The organism is Streptomyces sp. NPDC030296 (assembly GCF_055572815.1).
Genome location: NZ_JBVICQ010000012.1, coordinates 19,101 through 35,544 on the forward strand (window position 1 = coordinate 19,101; position 16,444 = coordinate 35,544).

The following is a 16,444-nucleotide window of genomic DNA, read 5'->3' on the forward strand; positions in this document are numbered from 1 at the left end:
AGGGGCTCCCCGTCACGATCCCTGCGGCTGGCGCGCGTCCGCCGTCGACAGTCGGGGGCCCGTCGGCAGGAAGACGGACCACTCGGCGGGGATCACGGCGGGGTCCAGGTCTCCGTAGCCGAGGCGGATCTGGGCGAGCTGCACCTCGTTCTGGAGCTGCTTGCGCTCCTCCTTGGTGATGCCGATGCCCGCGTCGTCCCCGGCGCCGTCGGCGTTGGACTGCAGCGCGTAGCGCAGACCGGTGTCGGTCACGAGGAAGACGGCGCCGGCCTTGGTCTCCTCGCCCTTGAACTGGCGGTAGAGCTGACCGGAGCCGGGAGTGACGTAGGCGCTGGAGGAGCCGGTGGCCAGTGTCGCGGGGAAGTCGCCGCCCGCCCAGGTGCTCAGGGTGGTGGTGCCGTTCTTGTCGACGTCCCGCAGGACGGCGCAGACGGTGTCACGGTCCCGGCCGGTCTTCGACATGCCGTTGACGGCGTCCGCCTTCAGGGTCGGCCACGCCCTGTCCGCCTCGAACGGCTCGCCGGGAACGATCTCTCCGGGGCCGACGTCGAGTGCCTCGCCCCGCTGCCCGACGGGCACCAGGTCCCTGCTCCTCAGGAGCAGCTCGGCGACGAACGGGGAGACGGGCGCGACCCGGTCCGGCAGCACCACGTAGTACCGCTCCGCGTTCCCGTCCTTGGCCTTCAGGACCATGCCGACCTTCTTGTCCTCGTCCTTCAGCAGACCGGGGACGTCCGCCGGGGCACCCGGCCGGCCCTCGACCTTCGGGAACGTGATCGGGTCACCCGGGTGGAGGGTGTCGAGCCACTGCCGGCTCACCCGCTGGGGTGTGCTGGTGGATCCGACGACGGCACGCACCAGCGCCTCATCGTCGCCGTCCCACTCGTACGCGGTGCCGCCCGCGTCCACGACGTAGCGGTTCCCGTCCGGGTCCACGACGTCGAGGAGTTGACCGCCGCGCAGCTTGTCGCGGCCCTCGGTGCGGTCCATGTCGCGGGAGGCGAGGACGAACGCCGCCTTCTGGATGGCCCTGCCGCCCGGTGCCTGCCGTTCGCAGACCGCCCAGCGCTTCTTCGCGCCCGCCTCCTCGGCGGAGGGCAGCCGGTCGGGGGCGTACGGGATGCCGATCGTCACGCCGTGCGGGATGTCGCCCTTGTCGAGCACCGACTCGTCGACGGTGACGACCTCGCCCTTTCCGGTGGCGAGCAGCAGCTTGGCGGAGGCCATGTTGAGGACGGGATGCAGCTGGGTCTTCCGGCCGGTGCGGCTCTCCGTCTGCAGGACGACGTACCGGGTCGTGGACTTGCTGGCGATGATGACCTTCTCGCCGGGCTTGTCCCAGTCCTTCGGCGCCGTCGGCTTGAACATCCCCCACGCCCCGAAGGCGGCGACGATGACGACCCCCACGATGGTGCCGGGCAGGACGGCCCGCAGGGGGCGCGGCGCCCCCTCGTCGGAGCCGTCGGGGGACGACTGGAGGAAGGACGCGAGCATACGGCGCTTCGCGAAGGTGTAGGCGTTGAGCTGGTCCCGCCGAGATGCCATGTCTGCGTGAATCTCCCCGTGTCTCGCCCTGATCGGCGCTCGGGGGTCACCGTCCCCCGCCCTCCGTTGTCAGACCGGCCCCCTACTATGCCTGGTACGGGGACGACTCTGCGGAGCGGGTAGGGTACCTGGATCTTCCGAGGGCCTGTGTGCCTGGGAATTCCGGCGAGTTGTGGGCAGAACGGGGGGACGGAGTGAGGGTTTCCGGAGCGCTGACCCGGTCGCGTGACCGGTCGCGGACACCAGGCTCCCCGACCCCCGGGCCGCACCCCGCGGGCCGGCCGTCCGCTCCCGGCGCGGCGCCCGTCCCGACGGGCGTGGTGCATCTGCGGTCCCGGTCGGGGCTGTCGGGGTCGTTCCGGTTGCAACGGATCGTTCTGCTGGAGATCGCCGTCGCGGTGCTCCTCGTCGGCTGGGCCGTGGGTCCCCTGGCGCTGATCCCCGCCTCCGTCGTCGCCGTCCTGCTCTTCCTCCTCGCCGTCGTCCGCCGCCGGGGACGCTCACTGCCGGAATGGCTGGCCACGGCACGGGCGTTGAAGGCACGGCAGAAGAAGGCGGCGGCCTCCGCGATACGTCCGGGGACCGAGCCGGGCCTCGCGCCCGCCGTCGAATGCGACCCGAGCCTGCGGACGTACGCGTACGGCGGTCGGGAGCGCCGGCCCGTCGGCATCATCGGGGACGGCACCTTCGTGACGGCCGTCCTCCAGGTCGAGGCGGACGTGACGGCGCTGCGCGCCGAACCGAGCCGACGGCCACTGCCGTTGGGGCTGGTGCGGGACGCGCTGGAGGTCGACGGCATCCGGCTGGAGGGGGCGCAGATCGTGCTGCACACCCAGCCTGCGCCCGCGATCCACCTGCCCCAGCAGTCGGTGGCCGTCAGCAACTACGCCCCGTTGCAGGCCCGGACGGGCGCGCCCGCGGTCCGTATCACGTGGATCGCCCTGAAGCTCGACCCGGAACTGTGCCCGGAGGCCGTCGCCATGCGCGGGGGCGGGCTCGTGGGCGCCCAGAAGTGCGTCGTGCGGGTCGCCGACCATCTGGCCAGCCGGCTGACCGGTGCCGGGTTCCGGGCGACCGTGCTCGACGAGGAGGAGCTGATCGCCGCCGTCGCGACCTCCGCCTGCGCCAATCCGCTGGTGACGGCGGAGGCCGGGCGTACGGACACTCCGCAGCGGCGGACCGAGGAGTCCGGGCGGAGCTGGCGGTGCGACAACCGGCGGCACACCACCTACTGGGTGCGGCGCTGGCCGCAGCTGGGCGGGCAGGGGCCCTCGCTCCCCCGGCTCGTGGGCGCGCTGACGGCCGTGCCCGCGCTCGCCACCACCTTCAGTCTGACCCTGGCACGCGGGGAGCGGCAGGACGTGACGCTCACCGGGCACCTGCGGGTGACGGGACGCAGTGACGACGAACTCGTGGCGGCCCGCCGCGCGTTGGAGCACGCCGCCCGCGAGACCGGCACGGGGCTGGCGCGCCTCGACCGCGAGCAACTGCCGGGTGTCCTCGCCACGCTGCCTCTCGGGGGTGCTCGATGACGGTGACGACCGGCGCGGGTGCGCAGCCGCCGGGTCCACAGCCGCAGGGGTCCCAGCCCCAGGGCGCGTTTCCACCGGGTTCGCCGGGCACGTACCCGTCGGCCACGGATCCGTCGGGCGCATATCCGTCGGTCTCGCCGGGCGGTTCGGTGTCGGGCGGGGCTTCGACCGGGCCGTCCGTCGGGGAGCGGGTGCGTGAGCGGGTGCGCTCCGGTCTCGGGCTCATCGGGCCCCGGCACGGGCGGCACACACTCTCCGCCGAGCAGCTCGACACTCTGGCGCTGCCCATCGGGGACGACGGGGTCGTCATCGGGGTGGACGCCGAGGGCCAGCCCGCCGTGCTGGGCGTCAACCGGCCCACTCCGTACGACGTCGTCCTCATCGGCGGTCTGTGGACGGCCCAGGTCCTCGCCCTGCGCGCGGTGGCGACGGGGGCGCGCGTCGCCGTGGAGACCGGGCGGGCGCAGTTGTGGATGCAGATGGTGCACGCCATGGGCGGCGGTCAGAACGGCATGACCGTGTACGACGTGGGCCGGGTGCCGCCGCAGGGCGCGTCGGCGGGCAACCCGGTGCTGGTGGTGCGTGACTGCGGTATGCGCCCGCCGCGCGGCCGAGTGGTCTCCGGGCCGTGGCAGTCGGTGCTGACGCTGCTGCCGTATCTCAGCCCGGTGGCCCCGAGACTCATCCGTCAGGCACGGCTCGTCGGCGTACAACGGGTCTCGCCGGACGAGGCAGGCGAGTTGGGGCGCACGATGGCGCTGCCCCGGGCGGACGTCGAGTCGCTGCCGACGCTCGCCGACGGGGTCACACTGTGGTGCGCCGACCGCGACCGGCAGTACGTGATGACCCAGCCGACCGACGCGGAGACGGGGTTGCTGGGGACACCCCGACGGATGGACTGAGGGTGCGCGCCCCCTCCGGGGGCGCGTCCTCGTCGCGTCCGCCGGGCGGCGCGCGCCCGCTCGGGGTCGACGGAACGGGCGGGTGCGGAGGGGCGGACGGGCCTGCCGTCGTCACGCTCGTGGTGATTAGGCTGGGACCGGGGGCGCACACCACGACGTTCAGGACGACACGGCTCGAACGACGAGAACGGTCGGCCCCGGCACGACTTTGAGGGTGCTCGACCACACCAGGAGGAATTGTGAACAGCGATCGGGACGGGATGCGCGGGGGCTGGGCCACGCCCGGCGATGACCAGTCCGACGCGGAGTCCGCCATCGAGACGACGGGCGAGTTCACCATCGACTACGCACCGCCTGCCTGGTACACGCAGAACGCCTCGCCGCAGGGGGCCGGTTCGGAGCCGGGGTCGGGGACGGGGACGGGGACGCACGTGGGGGCCGATGCGGGTGCCGATGCCAGTTCTGGTGCTGATGCGGGTGCGGGAGGAGCCGCTCCGGCGGTCGGACCCGTGACACCTCCGCAGAGCCCGCCGGTCGGGCCGCCCACGGGCATGCCGGGTACGGCGTCGGGCGGCGCCTATCCCCCGCCGTGGCCCCCGGTGGCCGCAGCCCCCATGCCGGGCCCGGATCCCGCCCAGGCGCCCACTCCTGTTCCAACTCCCGCACCTGCTCCGGCCGATAGGGACAACGGTGACATCGAGAGCGGCGCGACCATGCGGATCTCCGCCGCCGCGCTGAAGCGTGACATCGCTCAGGTGGCGACGCCTGGGGAGGTCGCTGCCGCTGCCCCCGGTGGGGGTGCGGAGGCTGCCTCGGACGCGAACGTGGTCGTCGACGGGGCTGCGGGCAACGGTGCGGGTGCGGAAGCACCCGAGGTCCAGGCCGAGGTCGGGGCTGAGGGCGTGGCGGTCGACGGCGCTGGTGACCTGGACGGTGATCGTGGCGCCGAGGGAACCGCGGAGAGCGGTTCGGGTACCGGCGGTTCGGTCGAGGGCGCTGCTCAGGGCCAGGGCCAGGAGGCTGCCACCGACGGGGTCAGGGCCGACGCACCAGCCGGTGCGGTGGAGGGCCGGTCCGAGCCGGGTGATGTGAGCGCCGAGGGCTCGGCGGGTGCCGACGCGTCCGGCGAGGACGGCCCGAGCGGCGAGAACGCTGAGGGTGTCACGGGCGCTGAGGTGTCCGGCGAAGCCGGGGGCACGGAGGGCGAGCAGCCCGGTGACGCCGCCCCGGACGCCGCCGCCGGAGACGCCGAGCCGGCGAACGACGCCGCCCCGCAGGACGCCGCCCCGGGGGTGCCCAGCCCGGGCGCCGACGAGTCCGCGCACGCCGAGGGTACGGCGCCGCAGGACGCACCGCCCGTACCCGCCTCGCCGGACGCCTCCGGTGCCGTACCCCAGACTCCTCCCGCGTGGACTCCTCCGCCGGCCACGCAGGGCGGGCTGCCGCCGCTGCCGCCCGCGTACCAGCCCGCCGCGCCCACCGCGCCCGCATCGGCCGCGCAGTGGCCCGCGTCCGCGCCGTCGGCCCCTGCCGCACAGGCGTTCCCGGAGGCCCCGGATCCCGCGCAGTCGGCGGTCCCCCAGCAGCCGATCCACCCGCAGGCCCCGCAGGGCGCGCCCGCGGCATGGAGCGACCCGGCCGATGCGGCACCGGGTGCGCCTGGTACGCCTGGTTCACCGACGGCGCCGGGTACGCCCGCCGCTCCGGGCACCCCCGGCACGCCCACGCCCCCGCAGCCCCCGAACGACGTACCGCCCCCGGCGGGTTACGGCTTCCCGCCACCCCCGGTGCAGCCCGGCCACCCGGAACAGCCCGGTCAGCCGGCGCACCCAGCCGCCAGCTACGGCTCCCCGCAGCCCCCGGCCCACCCCGGTCACCCCGCGCCCGCCGTGCCCCCGGCGCAGCCCACCCCCGGCTACGGCTTCCCGCCCGCCGCCTCCGCGCCCCCGCAGGCGCCCGTACCCCAGCAAGGCGGCTACGGCTTTCCCCAGCCACCAGCACAGCAAGACACCCCGAACACCCCCGGAAACCCCAACACCCTCGACGGCGCGAGCAGGCCAGGTGCCCCCGCGGTCACGCCGACCCCGACCACCCCGCACCCCCCGGCCCCGCCCGCGGGCTACGGCTTCCCGCACCCCGGCGCACCCCAGACTCCGGGCGCCCCTGGCGCCCCCCAGAGCGGGTACGGCTTCCCCCAGCCCGGCGCGCCCGTCCAGCCGCACGCTCCCATCCCCGGTCAGCCCGGCCCGGCAGGCTACGGCTTCCCCCAACCCCCGGCCCAGCCCGGCACCCCTCCCCACCCCGGCACCCCCGCCCAACCCGCCCACCCGCAAGCCCCCGCGGGCGCCCCCACCGCCCCCGTCGACCCCCGTACCGGTGCCGCCTGGCCGCAGGCCGTGCAGCACGATCAGCGGCAGCCGACCAACCCCGGTGTGGCGCCGCTCGGTTACACGGCGGCCGTGGAGCTGTCCTCCGACCGGCTGCTCAACAGCAAGAAGCAGAAGGCGAAGAGCAGCCGGCCGGCGTCCGGCGGCGGACGGTTCAAGCTCGGCGGCAAGAAGGAGGAGGCCGAGCGGCAGCGGAAGCTTCAGCTGATCAGGACCCCTGTCCTGTCCTGCTACCGCATCGCGGTCATCAGCCTCAAGGGCGGCGTCGGCAAGACCACGACGACCACCGCCCTCGGTTCCACCCTCGCCAGCGAACGCCAGGACAAGATCCTCGCGATCGACGCCAACCCGGACGCGGGCACGCTCGGCCGCCGCGTCCGCCGCGAGACCGGCGCCACCATCCGCGACCTGGTCCAGGCCATCCCGTACCTCAACTCGTACATGGACATCCGGCGGTTCACCTCCCAGGCCCCCTCGGGTCTGGAGATCATCGCGAACGACGTCGACCCGGCCGTCTCCACCACGTTCAACGACGAGGACTACCGGCGTGCGATCGACGTGCTCGGCAAGCAGTACCCGATCATCCTGACCGACTCGGGCACGGGTCTGCTCTACAGCGCGATGCGCGGCGTGCTGGACCTCGCCGACCAGCTGATCATCATCTCGACACCGTCCGTGGACGGCGCGAGCAGCGCCAGTACGACCCTGGACTGGCTCTCCGCGCACGGGTACCAGGACCTGGTGGCACGGTCCATCACGGTCATCTCGGGTGTGCGCGAGACGGGCAAGATGATCAAGGTGGAGGACATCGTCCACCACTTCGAGACGCGCTGCCGTGGCGTCGTGGTCGTGCCGTTCGACGAACATCTCGCGGCCGGCGCGGAGTTGGACCTCGACATGATGCGGCCGAAGGTGCGGGAGGCGTACTTCACGCTCGCCGCGATGGTCGCCGAGGACATCGCACGGCACCAGCAGTCGCACGGCCTGTGGACGTCCGACGGCAACCCGCCGCCGGTGGCCGCCCCGCCACTGCCGGGCCAGCCCGTCCCGGGCCGGCAGCCGTACCCGCCGCAGCAGGGCCAGCCGCACCCCGGCCAGCCCTATCCGGGCCAGGCCCCCCACCCGGGCCAGGCCCCTCAGCCCCACCCGGGCCAGCCGCTCTACGGCCACCCGGCACCGGGCCAGCCGTACCCGCCCCAGCAAGGCCAGACCCCGCCGCCCGCCGCGCCCCCGCAGCAGTAGCGGGAGCAGGCCGGAGGTGTGCAAAGGCCCGTACCGTCCTCGACGGTACGGGCCTTTCCGTACGGGGCTACTCCCCTTCGTACGCCGCGATCAGCTCACGGCACTTCTTCACGTCCTCCGCCATCGCCACGAGCAGCGCCTCCAGCGACTCGAACTTCGCCTGTCCCCGCACGAACGCGAGGAAGTCGACGGCCACATGGAGCCCGTACAGATCGAGGCCGACGCGGTCGATCGCGTACGCCTCGACCGTGCGCTCGGTGCCGTCGAACTGCGGGTTCGTGCCGACGGAGATCGCGGCCGGCATGGCCTCGCCGTCGACGTGCAGCCAGCCGGCGTAGACGCCGTCGGCGGGGATCGCGGTGTGCGGGAGGGTCTCGACGTTGGCCGTGGGGAAGCCCAGCTCACGGCCGCGCTGGGCGCCGCGCACGACGACACCCTCGACGCGGTGGGGGCGCCCGAGGATCTCGCGTGCGCCCTCGACGTCGCCCTCGGCGATCAGCCGCCGGGTCAGCGTGGAGGAGAAGGGCTCGCCGCCGCCCGCCTCACCGGTGACGTACAGGTCGACGACCTCGACGTCGAAGTCGTACGTCTTGCCCTGCTCGGCGAGGAACAGCACGTCCCCGGCGGCCTTGTGGCCGAAGCGGAAGTTGGGCCCCTCGACGACGGCCTTGGCGTGCAGCTTGTCGACCAGGACCTTGACCACGAAGTCGGCCGGGGAGAGCCGGGAGAACTCCGTCGTGAAGGGCAGGACCAGCACCGCGTCCACCCCCAGCTCAGCCATCAGTTCGGCACGGCGGTGGTGCGGGGCGAGCAGCGGCGGGTGCGTGCCGGGGCGCACCACCTCGCTGGGGTGCGGGTCGAAGGTGACGACGACCGAGGGAACGCCCAGCTCGCGGGCGCGTTCCACGGCGTGCCGGAGGATGAGCTGGTGCCCGCGGTGCACCCCGTCGTAGGAACCGATGGTGACGACGCTGCGCCCCCAGTCCTCGGGGATGTCCTCCAAGCCACGCCAGCGCTGCACTGTGACCGCTCCTCGTCGAACCTGTGTCCGTGGTTGCCTCTACGCAGGTCTAAGGGTGCCATGCCCGCGGGCGTCGGCCCGCATCGGCATCCGGCCTGTGACCGGGAGCACGGTCGAGGCACCCCTCTCATGCGGGCACCCGCACCCCCGGTTCGCCCGCCAGGTTCTCGATCATCCGGCGGGTGCTCGGCCCCACCACCGCGGCCCATTCCTGCGGTGTACCGCTGAGCCAGCCCGCCACCAGCTCCGCGAAGCCGGGGAGGTGACGGGCGAGGTCGACGAGCGCCCAGTCGAAACGGGTCGCCCCTTCGGGCGTACGGACAAGGAGCCGCGCCGCCTCCTGCACCTGCCCGGAGACCTGCGCCGCGAGCCGCCGTACGGCCGTCCCCCGCATCCCGTTCGCCGCGGCGAGCCGTACGGCGATCCGGAGGCACATGAGGTCGAGATAGGCGCCGAGCACCTCGTCGCAGTCCGGCACCGGCGCAGGCCCTGGCTGCTCCTCGTCCCGGCCGGGCACCCGCGCACGCCCCGGCTGCTCCGCGCCCCCGCCGACGCCTACACGCCCGCCGGCGCCCGCGCCGGGCGGTCCGGGCGGTCCGGGCGGTCCGGCGGGGGCGCCATCCCCGCCGTGCCGCCCGGCGCCCGCTCCGGCAGCGCCGCCCGTACCTCCGACAGGAGCCGCAGGGTGAGCGGGTGCCGGGCATCGGCCCCCGCGAGCGCCCCTTCCGGGATCCCGTACCTCAGCCGCGCCCGCCGCGCCTCATCCTCGGTCAGCTCACCCAGCCGTACGCACGGCGGCAGCGACCTCCCCTCGCCCTCGGGCCCTGTCCCGTGCAGCGCATCCGGCGGGAACTGCGCCCCGGCCTGCTCCCAGTACTCGGCCCGGCACGCCACCACGAGACGCGCCCCGTTCACCCGCAGCCAGGCGACCGTGCCCTCGGTCCACTCCGCCAGCCGGTGCGCCAGGGCGGGCGGCATCTCCTCAGGGCCGTCGAGCAGCAGCAGCAACGGCCGCCCCTCCTGCGACGCGAGCCGAGCGAGCCGCTCCGGCCGGATGTCCCCCAGCGCACCGTCGTACCGCCCGCCCGCCTCCGGCTGCTCGCCCCCACAGCCGAACGGGTCGCCCACGGCACCGAACGGATCGACCGGCGCGGTGGAAGCGCCCAGACCGGCGGACGCGGTGGGCGCGACGGAGACGGTGGGCGCTGTGGGCGCTGAGGAGACGGTGGCCGTGGCCGAGGCGCTGAAGGCGGTGGAGCCGGTGGACGCGGCCACGATCCGCCCCGCCCGTTCCAGTGACCGTCGTGCCCCGTCGGCCACCGACCCGTCGTCGGCGAGGAGGTCGGCGCCCCGGAGCCACAGCGTGGGGGTGGGCTCGGCCCCACGGGCGCGTCGGGCGGCGAGGGCCGCGAGTGCTGTCGTACGACCGCTGCCGGGCGCCCCGACGAGCCCGAGGACGGTGGCCGTTCCGTCGGTGAAGGCGGCGAACTCCCGCACGCACGCGGCGCGTTCGACGGGTTCCGCAGTGACCGCCGCAGTGGGCCCGGCCGGCTGTCGGGGCCCGTCGGACCCCACCGTGGTGGCCGTCAGCTCCAGGACCCCGGCGAGGTTCAGATCGGTCCCGTAGGCCGGGACGGTCGCCGCGTTGCGCGCGAGGAGGTCGGCCAGCGGCGGTACGGCCCGCCATCCGCGCAGGGGCACGGCGAAGCCGGTGGACCGGTGGGGTGCCTCCAGTGCGGTGCCGAGGACTCCCACCACGGTCCCGGTGGTCATGTCGAGGACGGGCCCGCCGGCCGCTCCCCCGCCCGGCCGCAGCGCCTCGCTGCCCGCCGTCCCGATCGCCAACTCCGGGGCACCGGGGATGAGGTGGAAGCCGTCCGGCGCGGTGTAGGTGACGTCCGCCGTGCCCAGCACACGGGCCTCGCGCCAGCCGCCGGCGGCGATGTGGACATAGGCGCCGACCTCGGCCTCATGGCTCGACGCGAAATGGCTCGGCGCGAAGGGCAGCGGATCGACGCAGAGCCCCTCGGCGCGGATCAGCGCGAGATCCAGCGCGGGCAGCGGGGTCACCGCGTCGGACGTCACCACACAGGTGCGGTCACCGGTGGTGTGCAGCACGATCCGGGCCAGCCCGTCCACCGCCTCGTGGCTGGTGACGACCGTGCCGTGGTGGTCGGCCACGAAGCCCGTGCCGCGCGGCCGTCCCGCAGGATCGGCGACCCACACCAGGACCTCGTCCCACGCGGCCCGGCCGTCGCCCGTCGCCCGACGGCCCCGTACCGCCATCCCTGACCTCCCCGTCGTACCTCTGTTCCGACGGTAGGCAAGCGAAGATCAGCAGGACAGACCGCTCCGCGAACGCGCCCCCTTCCGCTCCCTCGGTTCACTCCGAGCGCCTGCACGAAGGGGTGAATAGACGTGAGCGGATGGATACACCTCTGGGTGGGGGAACCGAGGGGGGACCGTGGAGCGGCGGGAACAGCACATCCCCGTGACCGTCGCTCCACGCTCGCTCCCCCGGACCCCACCCGGGTTGCCGGGCCCGCGGCACTCTCAAGGCCCTCGGACCCTCCGGCCCTCAGCCGAAGACGGCCAGGCTCTTGGCCTTGCCCTTCAGGTTCTCCACCAGGGCCAGGAAGCGGCCGTCGGCGTCGAAGACCGCGACGGCGCCGGCGCCCGCGTACTCCTCGGGCATCTCCAGGCGCACGCCGTTCAGCAGAAGCCGGGCCCGCTTGGTGTCCACGTCCCAGCGAGGGAACGCGGCGGCGGCCGCCTCGGCGATCGGCATCACGGTCAGCTCCTCCTGGAGCTGGTCGAGCGTCCGGGCCGAGTCCAGCTTGTACGGCCCGACGCGGGTCCGGCGCAGGGCGGTGAGGTGGCCGCCGACACCGAGGTCGGCGCCCAGGTCACGGGCGAGGGCCCTGATGTACGTCCCGGAGGAGCACACCACCGACACCACCAGGTCGAGGACGGGGGTGCCGTCCTCGGCGACCGCGTCACGGATGTCGTACACGGCGAAGGAGGAGACGGTGACGGGCCGGGCGGGGATGTCGAAGTCCTCGCCGTCCCTGGCGCGCTTGTACGAGCGCACCCCGTTGATCTTGATGGCGCTGACCTTGGACGGCACCTGCATGATGTCGCCGGTCAGTTTGGCGACCCCGGCGTCGACGGCGTCGCGGGTGACCTTCGACGCGTCGACCGACGCCGTGATCTCGCCCTCGGCGTCGTCGGTGACGGTGGTCTGCCCGAGCCGGATGGTGCCCAGGTACTCCTTCTCGGTGAGCGCGAGATGACCGAGGAGCTTGGTGGCCTTCTCGACACCGAGGACGAGCACACCGGTGGCCATGGGGTCCAGGGTGCCCGCGTGCCCGACCCGGCGGGTCCGTGCGATGCCGCGCATCTTGGCGACGACGTCGTGCGAAGTGAAGCCCGACGGCTTGTCGACGATGACAAGTCCGTCGGGCGGGGTGATCTTCTGGCGCTGCTGGGTCATTCGGCGGCGTCGTCCTCGTCGTCGCCCGGCTTCCTGTACGGGTCGGCGTCACCGGCGTACTTCGCCCCCGAGGCGCTCTCGCGCACCTTGGCGTCCGAGGTCCGCGCCTTGTCGAGGAGGTCCTCGATGGTGCGGGCGGTGTCCGGGAGGGCGTCGGCCACGAAGGTGAGGGTCGGCGTGAACTTCACACCCGCGGCCCGGCCGACCTCGGAACGGAGGATGCCCTTGGCGCTCTCCAGTCCGGCGGCGGCCGCCGCCCGCTCCTCGTCGTCCCCGTACACCGTGTAGAAGACGGTCGCCTCCCGCAGATCCCCGGTGACCCGGGTGTCCGTGATGGTGACGTGTGAGCCGAGCCGCGGGTCCTTGATCCCGCGCAGCAGCTTCTGGGCCACCACCTCTCGGATGAGGTCCGCCAGCCTCTTGGCGCGCGCGTTGTCGGCCACTGGTCCGTCTCCTAGCTCGTTCTGCGTTACCGCTGTTTCTTGAATTGTCCCTGCGATCCGGCTCCGCGACCGGTCTAGTCGTCGTCGCCGTGCAGCCGCCGTCTGACCGAGAGCAGTTCCACCTCGGGACGACCGGCGACCAGCCGCTCGCACCGGTCCAGTACGTCGGTCAGGTGCCCCGTGTCACCGGAGACAACCGCCAGTCCGATGACGGCCCGGCGGTGCAGATCCATATGGTCGACCTCCGCCACGCTCACCGCGAATTTCCGCTGGAGCTCGGCCACGATCGGGCGGACGACGGAGCGCTTCTCCTTCAGCGACCGTACGTCGCCGAGCAGGAGGTCGAAGGACAGAGTCCCCACGTACATGTGTGTAGCCGGTTAACCCGCCGGGCCGGGGTAGATGGCCTGCGCCGTGTCCGGGCAGGAACATCTGAACGGTACCCCGAACCTGCGGTGCGGCTCGACGGGATATCGGGCGCCCAGTGGGTCGGGGGGTGCGGGTTCGTTGGCGGGTGCGGGTGGGTGGGGGTTGTTCGCGCAGTTCCCCGCGCCCCTGAGAAGCGCCCGGGGCTACGCCCCGTGCTTTTCAGCTGAAGGCGGGGCCGCAGGCCCAAGCCTTCAGGGCGCGGGGAACTGCGCGACAAGCCCCATCCGACCGTCACTCTCACGACAACCGGAAAACGGCCACACCGGCCGGCGGTGCTCATCGCACCCCCGGCCGGCATGAACCTCGGCCTTACGCCCGCGGCTTCTCCCGCATCTCGTACGTCGCGATGACGTCGTCCACCTTGATGTCGTTGAAGTTTCCGAGGTTGATACCACCCTCGAAGCCCTCGCGGATCTCGGTGACGTCGTCCTTGAAGCGACGCAGACCCTCGATGTTGAGGTTCTCCGCGACGACCTTGCCGTCGCGGATGAGGCGGGCCTTGGTGTTCCGCTTGACCTCGCCGGAGCGGATGAGAACACCCGCGATGTTGCCCAGCTTGGACGACTTGAAGACCTCGCGGATCTCCGCCGTACCGAGCTCGACCTCTTCGTACTCCGGCTTGAGCATGCCCTTGAGGGCCGCCTCGATCTCCTCGATCGCCTGGTAGATGACCGAGTAGTAGCGGACGTCCACACCCTCGCGCTCGGCCATCTGCTGCGCACGCCCGGCGGCGCGCACGTTGAAGCCGATCACGATGGCGTCGGAGCCCATCGCCAGGTCGATGTCGGACTCCGTGACCGCACCGACGCCGCGGTGCAGGACGCGGATGTCGACCTCTTCGCCGACGTCCAGCTGGAGCAGGGAGGACTCCAGGGCCTCGACGGAACCAGAAGCGTCACCCTTGATGATGAGGTTGAGCTGCTGGACCTCGCCGGCCTTGAGCACCTTGTCCAGGTCCTCGAGCGAGACGCGGCGCGTGCGCTTGGCGAACGCGGCGTTGCGCTCACGGGCGGCGCGCTTCTCGGCGATCTGACGGGCCGTACGGTCCTCGTCCACGACGATGAAGTTGTCGCCCGCACCCGGGACGTTGGTGAGACCCAGGACCTGCACCGGCGTCGACGGGCCCGCCTCGAGCACGTTGTTGCCGTTGTCGTCGTGCATGGCACGGACGCGGCCGTACGCGTCGCCGACCACCATCGTGTCGCCGACCCGCAGCGTGCCTCGCTGGACGAGGACCGTCGCCACGGCACCACGGCCGCGGTCGAGGCGGGACTCGATGGAGATGCCCTGCGCGTCCTGCTTCGGGTTGGCCCGCAGGTCGAGCGAGGCGTCGGCGGTCAGGATGACCGCTTCCAGCAGCGAGTCGATGTGCAGACCCTGCTTGGCGGAGATGTCGACGAACATCGTGTCGCCGCCGTACTCCTCGGCCACCAGGCCGTACTCGGTCAGCTGACCGCGCACCTTGGTCGGGTCCGCGCCCTCGACGTCGATCTTGTTGACCGCGACGACGATCGGGACGTCGGCCGCCTTGGCGTGGTTGAGCGCCTCGACCGTCTGCGGCATGACGCCGTCGTTGGCCGCGACGACCAGGATCGCGATGTCCGTCGACCGGGCACCACGGGCACGCATGGCGGTGAACGCCTCGTGACCCGGGGTGTCGATGAAGGTGATCTTGCGCTCTTCGTCGTTGACCTCGGTCGCCACCTGGTAGGCACCGATGTGCTGGGTGATGCCGCCGGCCTCGCCCGCGATGACGTTCGTCTTGCGGATGGCGTCGAGCAGTCGGGTCTTACCGTGGTCGACGTGACCCATGACGGTGACGACCGGCGGGCGGACGACCAGGTCGTCCTCGTCGCCCTCGTCCTCGCCGAACTCCAGGTCGAAGGACTCGAGCAGCTCGCGGTCCTCCTCCTCCGGGCTGACGATCTGAACCGTGTAGTTCATCTCGTCGGCGAGGAGCTGGAGCGTCTCGTCGGAGACGGACTGGGTCGCGGTGACCATCTCGCCGAGGTTCATCATGACCGCGACGAGCGACGCCGGGTTGGCGTTGATCTTCTCCGCGAAGTCGGTGAGGGACGCACCGCGCGACAGGCGAATGGACTCGCCGTTGCCGCGAGGCAGCATCACGCCGCCGACCGACGGGGCCTGCATGGCCTCGTACTCCTGGCGCCTCTGCCGCTTCGACTTGCGGCCACGACGCGCCGGACCGCCGGGACGGCCGAAGGCGCCCTGCGTGCCACCACGGGCACCCGGACCACCGGGACGGCCACCGAAGCCGGGACGACCGCCGCCGCCCGCACCCGGACCACCGGGACGGCCGGCGAAGCCGCCGCCACCACCGGGAGCACCGGGACGACCGGCGAAACCGCCACCGCCGCCACCGGGACGTCCGGCGAAGCCGCCGCCACCCGGACGACCGCCGCCGCCACCCGGACGACCGCCGCCACCGGGGCCACGACCGCCGGGACCGCCACCACCGGGACGCGGGCCGGCAGCGGGACGCTGCGGCATCATGCCGGGGTTCGGACGCGGGCCGCCGGGGCCGCCGCCGGGACGGGGACCGCCCTGCGGACGGGGCATGCCACCGGGCGTCGGACGGGGACCGCCCGGAGCCTGGGGACGCGGACCGCCACCGGCCGCACCCTGCGGACGGGGGGCCTGGCCGGGAGCCTGCGGACGCGGGCCGGGGGCACCGGGGCCACCGGGACGCGGCGCACCGCCGGGACGGGGCGCCTGCGGGCGGCCCATGCCGGTGGAGCCACCGGAGGTGAAGGGGTTGTTACCGGGACGCGGACCGGCCGGACGGGCGCCGCCGGGCTTGGGCGCACCGGCACCGCCGGGACGCTGACCGCCGGGGCGGGGCGCCTGGCGCTCCTGGCCGGGGCCGCCCGGACGCTGCTGGCCACCGGGGCGCGGGGCACCGGGGCCGGGACGGGCGCCCGGACGCGGGGACGGGGCGGCCGGGGCCGACGGGGGCGCCTGGAACTCGGGCACGCTCGGGGCCGGGGAGGCCGGAGCGGGCTTCGGCGTCGGCGGCTTCGGGCCGGGCACGGGGCGCGGACCCGGGGCCGGCGCCGCGGGCCTCTCCGCGGCGGGCGGCTTCGGAGCCGCCGGACCCGGACGCGGGGCGGCCGGACGGGCGGCCTGCGCCGGAGAGGGGGCCGCCGGACGGGCCGGGGCGGCCTTGCGCGGGGCGGGCTTGCCGCCACCGCTGCCCTGCTGGAGGGCGTCAGTCAGCTTGCGTACTACAGGCGCCTCGATCGTCGAGGACGCCGAACGGACGAATTCACCGAGCTCTTGGAGCTTGGCCATGACGACCTTGCTCTCAACCCCGAACTCCTTGGCGAGTTCGTATACCCGGACCTTAGCCACTTCGCTCCTTTTAGGTCCGGGTTGACGCCGGACCGTCGCTACTTCATGGGCGTACTCATCGCGTGCTCATCGAGTGCT

9 protein-coding genes and 1 pseudogene are annotated in these 16,444 nt (G+C 73.4%); 3 read left to right on the forward strand and 7 right to left on the reverse strand.

Translation table 11 applies throughout. The features are described 5' to 3' along the window. Nucleotides 1–12: 12 nt before the first annotated feature. Nucleotides 13–1,545 carry a type VII secretion protein EccB gene (gene eccB, locus ACZ4Z3_RS30545; RefSeq protein ID WP_468504064.1) on the reverse strand — a complete coding sequence of 511 codons (1,533 nt, stop codon included), beginning with the start codon at nt 1,543–1,545 and terminating at the stop codon, nt 13–15. 194 nt (nt 1,546–1,739) lie between these two features. Here eccB and eccE point away from each other — a divergent pair, with 194 nt between their 5' ends. The 3 genes from eccE to ACZ4Z3_RS30560 all read left to right on the forward strand — a co-directional run bounded on the left by eccE (nt 1,740) and on the right by ACZ4Z3_RS30560 (nt 7,608). Further along, on the forward strand, nt 1,740–3,077 hold the full coding sequence (gene eccE, locus ACZ4Z3_RS30550) for a type VII secretion protein EccE (RefSeq protein WP_468504065.1): 1,338 nt from the start codon (nt 1,740–1,742) through the stop codon (nt 3,075–3,077). Beyond that, a complete protein-coding gene (locus ACZ4Z3_RS30555; protein WP_468504066.1) occupies nt 3,074–3,979 on the forward strand; it encodes a hypothetical protein in 906 nt (301 codons plus the stop codon). Before eccE ends, ACZ4Z3_RS30555 begins: the two co-directional genes overlap by 4 nt. Before the next feature lie 239 nt (nt 3,980–4,218). Then, entirely contained in the window at nt 4,219–7,608 is a 3,390-nt protein-coding gene (locus tag ACZ4Z3_RS30560) for an SCO5717 family growth-regulating ATPase (RefSeq protein WP_468504067.1), read from the forward strand. Nucleotides 7,609–7,675: 67 nt separating this feature from the next. Here the strand turns inward: ACZ4Z3_RS30560 and ACZ4Z3_RS30565 are convergent, their stop codons facing one another. The 6 genes and pseudogenes from ACZ4Z3_RS30565 to infB form a co-directional block, all read right to left on the reverse strand. After that, nucleotides 7,676–8,629, reverse strand: coding sequence for a bifunctional riboflavin kinase/FAD synthetase (locus ACZ4Z3_RS30565; RefSeq protein WP_079055317.1), 954 nt, complete (start codon nt 8,627–8,629; stop codon nt 7,676–7,678). A 406-nt stretch (nt 8,630–9,035) separates the two neighbouring features. Continuing rightward, nucleotides 9,036–10,915 (reverse strand): annotated as a pseudogene (locus ACZ4Z3_RS30570) (trypsin-like peptidase domain-containing protein); the annotation flags it as partial. A 292-nt stretch (nt 10,916–11,207) separates the two neighbouring features. Further along, the gene (truB, locus tag ACZ4Z3_RS30575; RefSeq protein ID WP_468504068.1) at nt 11,208–12,122 is read right to left on the reverse strand and encodes a tRNA pseudouridine(55) synthase TruB; all 915 of its coding nucleotides are present in this window, start codon (nt 12,120–12,122) and stop codon (nt 11,208–11,210) included. Then, nucleotides 12,119–12,565 carry a 30S ribosome-binding factor RbfA gene (gene rbfA, locus ACZ4Z3_RS30580; protein WP_107464482.1) on the reverse strand — a complete coding sequence of 149 codons (447 nt, stop codon included), beginning with the start codon at nt 12,563–12,565 and terminating at the stop codon, nt 12,119–12,121. The genes truB and rbfA overlap by 4 nt, the downstream gene beginning before the upstream one ends. 74 nt (nt 12,566–12,639) lie before the next feature. Further along, complete coding sequence (locus ACZ4Z3_RS30585) at nt 12,640–12,933, reverse strand: DUF503 domain-containing protein (RefSeq protein ID WP_055543214.1); 294 nt, start codon at nt 12,931–12,933, stop codon at nt 12,640–12,642. A 370-nt stretch (nt 12,934–13,303) separates the two neighbouring features. Further along, nucleotides 13,304–16,366, reverse strand: coding sequence for a translation initiation factor IF-2 (gene infB / locus ACZ4Z3_RS30590; protein ID WP_468504069.1), 3,063 nt, complete (start codon nt 16,364–16,366; stop codon nt 13,304–13,306). Nucleotides 16,367–16,444 lie beyond the last annotated feature (78 nt).

Coding starts and splice junctions, on each gene's coding strand:
- ACZ4Z3_RS30555 (WP_468504066.1), top strand. CDS start 3,074: ATGACGGTGACGACCGGCGCGGGTGCGCAGCCGCCGGGTCCACAGCCG.
- eccB (WP_468504064.1), bottom strand. CDS start 1,545: ATGGCATCTCGGCGGGACCAGCTCAACGCCTACACCTTCGCGAAGCGC.
- truB (WP_468504068.1), bottom strand. CDS start 12,122: ATGACCCAGCAGCGCCAGAAGATCACCCCGCCCGACGGACTTGTCATC.
- ACZ4Z3_RS30585 (WP_055543214.1), bottom strand. CDS start 12,933: ATGTACGTGGGGACTCTGTCCTTCGACCTCCTGCTCGGCGACGTACGG.